The 7,980-nt window shown below is 57.1% G+C and carries 6 protein-coding genes and 2 pseudogenes; all 8 read right to left on the bottom strand.

What is annotated here, in order from left to right; all coding sequences use genetic code 11:
- Positions 1–202: pseudogene (locus PF446_RS07390) on the bottom strand (IS3 family transposase); the annotation flags it as partial.
- Positions 202–514 (bottom strand): annotated as a pseudogene (locus tag PF446_RS14400) (DUF1153 domain-containing protein). The pseudogenes PF446_RS07390 and PF446_RS14400, both read right to left, overlap by 1 nt.
- Positions 515–1,208: 694 nt before the next feature.
- Positions 1,209–1,388: a hypothetical protein gene (locus PF446_RS07400; protein ID WP_298070700.1), complete on the bottom strand. Its 180-nt coding sequence runs from the start codon at positions 1,386–1,388 to the stop codon at positions 1,209–1,211.
- A 287-nt stretch (positions 1,389–1,675) separates the two neighbouring features.
- The gene (locus PF446_RS07405; RefSeq protein WP_298070702.1) at positions 1,676–3,838 is read right to left on the bottom strand and encodes a peptidase domain-containing ABC transporter; all 2,163 of its coding nucleotides are present in this window, start codon (positions 3,836–3,838) and stop codon (positions 1,676–1,678) included.
- Positions 3,831–4,901, bottom strand: coding sequence for an HlyD family efflux transporter periplasmic adaptor subunit (locus tag PF446_RS07410; protein WP_298070703.1), 1,071 nt, complete (start codon positions 4,899–4,901; stop codon positions 3,831–3,833). Before PF446_RS07410 ends, PF446_RS07405 begins: the two co-directional genes overlap by 8 nt.
- Positions 4,902–5,791: 890 nt before the next feature.
- On the bottom strand, positions 5,792–7,612 hold the full coding sequence (locus PF446_RS07415; protein WP_298070704.1) for a tetratricopeptide repeat protein: 1,821 nt from the start codon (positions 7,610–7,612) through the stop codon (positions 5,792–5,794).
- A complete protein-coding gene (locus PF446_RS07420) occupies positions 7,609–7,734 on the bottom strand; it encodes a hypothetical protein (protein ID WP_298070706.1) in 126 nt (41 codons plus the stop codon). The genes PF446_RS07415 and PF446_RS07420 overlap by 4 nt, the downstream gene beginning before the upstream one ends.
- A gap of 136 nt (positions 7,735–7,870) precedes the next feature.
- Positions 7,871–7,980, bottom strand: a 110-nt coding sequence (locus PF446_RS07425) for a transposase (RefSeq protein WP_298070708.1), incomplete at its 5' end; no start/stop codon positions are given.

The raw sequence follows: 7,980 nt of genomic DNA on the forward strand, positions 1-7,980 counted from the left end.
ACCCAGCCACCGTGCGGTAGCCAAACGACGGCACGTCCTCGATCAAGTCCTTGATCGGTCCGACCAAAGCCTCCTGCACCTTGGGCGGGGCCTTCCTGGACCGGTAGTACATCGTGCGCTTGGGCACACCGAACCAGCGACACAGCTTGACCATCGAGACCGTCAGTCCATCTTCCCGCAGTCCCTGCTGGATCGTGACCATCAGGTCTCGTCCTTGCCCAACAGGGACTCCAATTTTTTACGCGCGGGCAGTTCCAGCATCGCCTCTCCGTAGGCTGCCTGCAGATCCTTCAGCTGGAGCTCGTATGGCTCACGTACGTCTTCCTGCTTGGCCGCAGCGCTTTTCCACGCCCCGCTTGCCGTCATCTACCCACCCCTCGATCTCGGAGGGCTGCAGATCGAACTGACGACTGGTCTCAGCCACTTTCACCTTCCCCTGGATAATTTCCAGAACCAATGCCGACTTTAGCCGCGATGTCCAACGTTTGATCGCTTCTTCCATCACCATGCTCACAGGTGTTCCTTCGCGTAGTATCGCCTGTGCAGCTTTTCACTGGGTCATTACAAAATCACGCGTGCACACGTGCACACGTGCGCCAGCGCACCGCGCAACGTGGCGTGTTCTGGGGACATGGCGGGAGCGGGATTTTTTCGCGACATAAGAACTGCACATTATAACCATCTGGCCGCGCAATAACGAAGCGCAGTGGCGCTCTCCCGGTATCAGGTAGACCCCTGGATCCCGGTGAACGTGATGCGCGAAGGTTCGTAATTGAATTAGCCAGTTAATGAACAGCTATTTCAATGAGATTTTTCCATATCTCCCTTAATTGACTCAATAGTTTTTGAATAGGCGATTGTCAATAGCCCGAACCCTATAACCATAGGGAAAGTCATGAATAAAAGCCTTTTTACTAAAATATAAGCTGCATATAATGAATTAACTGGCGCGACTAGAGTACTGACTAGCCCATGTGATATCGATACACCACCGTGATAGCACAGATAAAAACCGCCGAGAATAAGTAGATACATCTCTGCGTATCTATATTTTTTTCTAGAAAACATGGCTCGATGCCTTTGTGGATGTCAGTTTGAGCTACTCGATCTCTTTAATCTTTTGATCTTGCTTCGAAACTTTATGAGGTAACTCCGAGAAAAGATCCCCGCCTAAATCGGCGGGGTAAATTTCTTTACAGTCAATTACTTTAGGATTCTAAACCTGCGGCTGCAGCAACGCCAGCCGCAAATAAACCCCCAACTGCGCCAATGAACTTTATACCTTCACCAATAGCGTGACCGACTTTGTAAAAAACGTCTGATTTATCTACTATCGGGCCCACACCACCGCAGACGTTTTCGACATTATTCCGTGAAAGTTCTAACATGATATGTACTCCTGTTTACATGTAACAACCAAAGAATTTTATATTTATCAGTGCACAACGCCGTCCCATATTCCCCCAAAAAAATCAACTAAACCACTGATAAGCTCTGTCTGAGCTTGCTCAGCATCTTCGGTTTGTTGTGCATTCAAACCAGGCGGCGTCGTATTTACGAGCGCGATTCCGCCTACGACACACTCAGTATTCAGATTTGATACATTATACATTGCAATTCTCCTTTTTTAAGGCCGAAATTACACCGTTCCGGCTCCGGCTTTTCGTCAACCGCGCTAAGCAAATGACGATGACGAAACTCTTTGGACTGCGCCTCTGACCAGCAGCAGCTGGCTCTGAACACAAGCCACGGTCTCCGGCCGATGCGCTATGATGAGGCGCGTAAGTCTTAGCCGCTGCACAGCAGCATTGACCATTTTTTCGCGCTTCACATCCAGATGACTGGTCGCCTCATCCAGCACCAGAAATTTAGGCTGGCGATATAGCGCTCGCGATAAAATCACGCGCTGCTTCTGCCCCCCGGACAACGACGAGCCCATATCACCGACCAGCGTCTGATAGCCCATTGGCATCGCGGCGATCTCATCGTGAATAGCGGCAAGCTTTGTGGCAGCTTGGGTTTTCACTTTGGTTACCGCCGGGTCGAAGAAGGCTATGTTGTCGGCCACGGAACCGGCGAAGAGCTGATCGTCCTGCATCACTGAACCGACCATGCTGCGGTACTGCTTGGCGCCGAGTTTCTTGATGTCGACCCCACCGAAGAGCACTTGCCCCTCTTCCGGCTCCAGCAAGCCCAACATGATTTTTGCCAGTGTGGTCTTGCCGCAACCCGACGGGCCGGTGATAGCCACGGATTCGCCTGACTCGATACGCAAGGAGCAATTCTTCAGGATCCACGGTTCATCGTCGCTGTAACGAAAGCTGACATTACGCACTTCGATGCTGGCATCGGGCAGCGGCCCCTGGTAACTGGAGTCCGGCTCAGGCTCGGGTTCGGTCAGTGCAATATCGGCCAGCCGCTCGCCATGCAGCTTGAGCATGCCGAATTGCACCAACTTGTCGATGAGCCCTGCTGAACGCGTGAAGAACTGACTGGCATAGGTGATGAAGGCAATCAACATACCGGCGGTGAATTCACCTTTCAGCGTCAACAGGGCTGCGGTCCAGATAATGGCTACATGACCGATGCCGAAGATCAGTTGGCTGATGGCATTGAAGCTGATCGTGAGGCGCTGCAGCCCAACGTTGCGATTGACGGTGTCCACCACCTTGTTGGCGTACCGACTCTGCCGCTGGTGCTGCTGGTTGGCCAGCTTGATGGGCATGACCCCGCGTATCGCTTCCAGCAGATCGCTCTGCTGGCGGGCGGCGATGATGATCTGGTCTTCCTGGGCGCGGCGCAGCGGCCGGAAGAACAGCCAGCGCACCAGACCGTAGAGCAGGAACAGGCCTGCACAGAGCAGCATCAACCACACGCTGTAGAAGGCCATGACGACCAGCGTGACCAGGGACATCAGTCCGTCCAGCATCGAGCCGATGAACTGCGTGGTCAGTGTCTGCTGGATGGTGTGCATGGAGGAAAACCGCGACACCACGTCACCAATGTGACGCTTCTCGAACCAGTCCAGCGGCAGGTGCAAAAGATGACCAAAAACGTTGGTGATCCACTGCACGTTGAGCGTGGCACCCAGACAGGTCACGGCCCAGGAACGCGCGGCACCGATGGCCACCTTGAAGACGGCCACCAGCAGAAAGCCAATGCCAAGAAGTGTGAGCAGGTCATGGTTGGCCGAGACCAGCGCCTGATCAATGACCCACTGCATGTAAAAGGGACCCACCAGCGTGAACACTTCCAGCGCCAGAGCCAGCAGAAGGATCTGGGTCAGCGCCCCCGCCAGTCCGCGCGTCTTGCCCGTGAGGGCACGCAAGGAGATGGCCTGGCGCGCCCTGGCCGGACGGAAATCGGTCTTGGGCTGCAACTCCAGCGCCACGCCGGTGAAATGCCCGGAGACCTCCTTGAACTTGAGCTTGCGCTCACCGTGGGCCGGATCGTGCACCTCCACCGAACGAGCGTTGACGCGTTTCAGTACCACGAAATGGTTGAGATCCCAGTGCAGCAGGCAGGGCACCTTGAGCTGCTTGAGCTCCTCCAGTTCCAGACTCAGCGGGCGGGTCTGGAAACCCAATTGGCCGGCAATCTCGATGATACGAGCCAGGTTGGCGCCCTTGAGCGAACTGGAGAATCGCCGCCGCAGACTGGGCAGGTCCATGTCGTGACCGTGGTAACAGGCCAACATGACCAGACAGGCCAGACCGCATTCGGCAGCCTCGGTCTGCATGGTCATGGGCAGCCGACGACGCCAGCCAAACTGCATGCGGCTCAACGGCTCGATGGCCGGCTCCCCACGATGTTGTTTATGGACCGACCCGTCAGCCATGCGACTTGCCTCCCGTGATCAAACCGCGTCGCAAGCCGTAGATCGGCTCGAAGGCCCATTCGATCAGGCTGCGCCGGTCCATGAGAATGTCCGCGTTCAATGCCATGCCGGTCTTCAGCGGCTGCGATTTGCCATAGGCTGAAATCGCCTGCTGATCCAGATTCACGGTAACCCGGTACAACGGCTGCCTGGATTGATTGCCGGTCAATGCAATGACATCGGCCGAGTTCAGCGCGCTGCGGGAGATATCGGCGACACGGCCGTAGTGCTGACCAAACTTCTGGTAGGGATAGGCCTGATAACGCAGCACCACGCGGCTGCCAGGATCGATGAAACCCACTGCGCGACTGGGCACCAGAAGCTGTGCCTGCAGCTTTGAGCCTTGAGGTCTTAACGAGAGCAGGGGTTGCCGAGCGTTGACGCTCTGGCCGGCATCCACCAGCAGGGAGGACACGGTGCCACTACGTTGCGCCCGCAGCACCACGGCGCGGCGGGCCTCGTTTTGCGCCAATTGCTGGTTGACGCTGTCCAGCTTTTGTTTCGTCGAGGATTGCTGACTTTTCAGCGTCAAGGGTAACTGGGCCAGTTTCTGTTTTGCTTCACTGTATTGCTGCGCGATCTCCAAACGTTGCCTGGCCAAGGTCTTCAGCTGGGTTTGCGCCTGCAAAAAAGCGTTGGTCTGCTGCTCGATTCGGAACGCGGACACATAGCCTTTTTCTTCGAGCGGTTTGATGCGTCGCAATAACGCCTGGGCACTTTTGACCTGTTCGTGCTGCAAGGCCATTTGCGCTTCCACCTGCTGACGTTGCGAAGCCAGCAGTGCAAGTTGCGCCCTGAGATGACTGCGTTGCTGGGCTGCCGACGCCTGTTGGGTCTTGAGATCCGACTCTAGCGACGCGCCCTGCGCGCGCAGATGTTGACTGACCTGGGCACCGGTATCGCCCAGGGATGTGCTGTCGGTATCGGAAGAAATCTCGATCAGCGGATCACCACGATGGACTTTTTGTCCTTGCCTGACATCCACGCGGGTGACGATACCTGCCGTTGCCGCGGTGACGTTCAACAGTCCTGCAGAGGGAACCAGCTGACCACTGACGCGCTCGCGCTGGGTGTAATGGCCCACGATCATGAAAACGACAATGGCGGTCGCGATACCCATGGCCAGTACGGCCAGGCCCCAGCGCGGGAGGGGCGTGGCCACCTCTATGGCTCCCAGCCATTCGCCCCTTCTGGCGTCCATCGCTTCCTTGCGAAACAGTTGAGACATGGATCCCGTGCCCCTTTCACGAAGTGCACTGCATAAACGGCTTCTTAGATTCGGCTGCGCTTTTTTTGCAACTACAAATCGAATAAAACATGGTCGTTACACAGTCGTCAATGGGAGGTTATCTACACCTTATGTAGGGTAAATCCTACCTCACTCCATGGTCCAGAAATGGCGCACGCTGGTTTGGATGCGCGCCATTAAAGTTTATTTTTTACAAGGACTTGAATAAGACAAGACATCCAAGAAAAGTTCAAATGAGACGATTTACAGATGAATTCATGAAGCGATGACACGGTGAATTCATATAATCAAACTACAAGATCAATCACGCGAAACTGACAGCGATCAACAGGTTCCACTGACTAACCTGCATTCAATGCATTGAAGGGGCGTTTCACCACATCCCATGAGTGATTTTCCTGTCTGGAACTGCACAAATGGCATGCGACTTAAATAGGGTTTTGTCTCCATCGAGACACCATGTATCGAATGACAAAGACTACCGCTATCACCCGCATTCTCTGCGTGATATGGAGATCTTCAAAGGCAATGCAGCATGGTTTTCCAGAGTGGAAATAATGCGTCGTGTCTGCCGCAGACAAACTGTCTGGATGTCGCCACATCGCGGGAAAAGCATGCCTCTTCACGCAGGCAGCGACAGATCGTTCAAAGACCCAATGGCCGTGTCACTGCGAGCGCGCCGGTCGTCCGACAGGGGCTTCAAGGGAAGAGTTCGGCAGCTTTACATCAAACTCTACCTTGGCCAGCCGTTCCGGAGCGAATCCCACCTTCTTCAGGAACGCCTTCCAGCGCGGGTCCTGGTGATATTTCCTGAAGGACAGGCCGTAGATGGTGTATGGAATGATCCGGTTCGGCTGGTCCACCGACTTGTCGAGCCAGGCGAACGCCGGGCCCGGTTCGTCGCAATCGGCATAGCCGCTGGCGATCGCCGCCGGATACTTGGCCGCGAGGTCCTTGTCGTCGATGAATGCCTGCAGGAACTTGTCGGCTTCCGCCCTGCGTCCCAGGACGCAATAAACACCGGGAAGAACCCCGGACCCCTTCGGCGATACCGCAAGCGCCTTCCCGGGGCGACCCAGGTACAAGTTGACCCATGCCCTCATCGAATTCGCGTTGACGTAGCCGGGACTCAGCTCCTGTACCTTGTCCAGGTACGCCAGGGATTGCTTCAAACGCCCTTCCTGCAGCAACACCTGGACGATATTCACGTAGATATCGGGATTGACCGGATCCAGACGTTCCGCCCGGCGCAACACGTCCATGGCATCGACGGGCCGGTTGAGCAGGTAGAGAAACTTGCCCGCGTTCAGCAGGATGTCCGCGTTGGCCGGATCCAGTGCCAGGGCCCGCTTGAAATGCCGGGCCGCGGTGTCAAAGTCGAACTTGTTGTACATGGCCAGATAGCCCAGGACCGATTGCGCCTGAGCGTTTTCAGGATCGACGGCCATGGCCTTGAGTACATCGCCCCGGGCACGGTCGTAGCCCGCCTTCCAGGTGGCGCCTGCCTTGTCGCTCATCCAGGGTTGGTTGATGGCATTCTGCGCCAGCCCGACCCAGACCGCGGCATAACGGGGATCGATAGCCAGCGCCTGGCGATACAGCGCGTCGGATCGGGCCAGTGCCTTGGCGTTGCCTTGCCGGGCCACCTGACGGGCCTGCAGGTAGAACGAATACGCCTGCGGATCGATCTGCTCCACCTTCGGTGTTTCGCCGAGAAGTTTCACTTGCAGATGCTTGACCACATCCGCGCCAATCTCGTCCTGGATCTTGAACACGTCTTTCAACTGGCGGTCGTAGGTCTGCGACCAGCGCTGGGTATCGCTGGCCGCATCGACCAGCTGCACCGAGATGCGGACCTCGTCGCCGGCCTTCTGCACCGAGCCTTCCAGGATGTAGGCCACGCGTAACTTCTGCGCGATCTGCGGGACGGTGTAGTCCTTGCCGCGGAACCAGAACGAGGACGTGCGCGCGGTCACCTGCAGCTGCGGGATGCGCGCCAGCAGGTTCAGCAAGTCCTCGGAGATGCCGTCGGAGAAGTAGTTCTGAGCCTTGTCGCCGGACAGGTTGGCGAAGGGCAGCACGGCGATGGACTTGGCCGGAATCGGAATGGCGGGTGCCGTGGACGCGGCGGCGATCGATGTCGTGTTTGCAGGCGCGGACGACGAGGCCAGCGTGGCCGGCGCCGGTTTCACGCCCGCCTCGCGCCACAGCAGGAAACCGCCGATGGCGAACACGCCTGCCAGCAGCAGCAACTCCACGCCGGTCACCCGCTGCTCACCGCGCTCGCCGTGATACCAGGCCAGCAGCACCGTCACCACCAGGCCCAGCGCCATGGCGCCGAAGGCCAGGTGCATGATCACTTTCGGCCAGCCGTAGCTGTCGGCGGCCAGATCCAGCACCTGCAACAGCGCCCACGCGGCGGCCACGTAGGCCGCCGTCCACTGCACCAGCTTGCGTTGCTTGAGGCGCTCCATAAAATTTGTCATGAAGACAAGCCCGCCAGCGACAGGCCGACCCGCACGCGCGGCAAGCTACGGGTCACGGCATAGGCCATGCTCACGCGGCACACATGGCGGTGGTGCAGCTCTGCGAACAGGTCGCGGATCATGATCGGTCGGCCCCTCCCCTGGTGCCGTGTCGTCCCTCCCGTTCGAGTGTCAGCCAATTGCAAAGGGTCTGCAAGCTCACGAACGGCCGTGCATGCGGTCTTTGGCGAACCGGACCGGTCATGCAAGAAAAAAGGTTCATCGCGCTTTCCCGGGAAAGGCGTCCTTGATTTTTAGGAAGAAGTAAGCGGAGTCCCGGTAGCCATAGGCCATGCGCTTGATAACCTTGATGCGGTTATTCATGCCTT

Source organism: Oleiagrimonas sp., from assembly GCF_027858935.1.
In the GTDB taxonomy this organism is placed as follows: domain Bacteria; phylum Pseudomonadota; class Gammaproteobacteria; order Xanthomonadales; family Rhodanobacteraceae; genus Oleiagrimonas.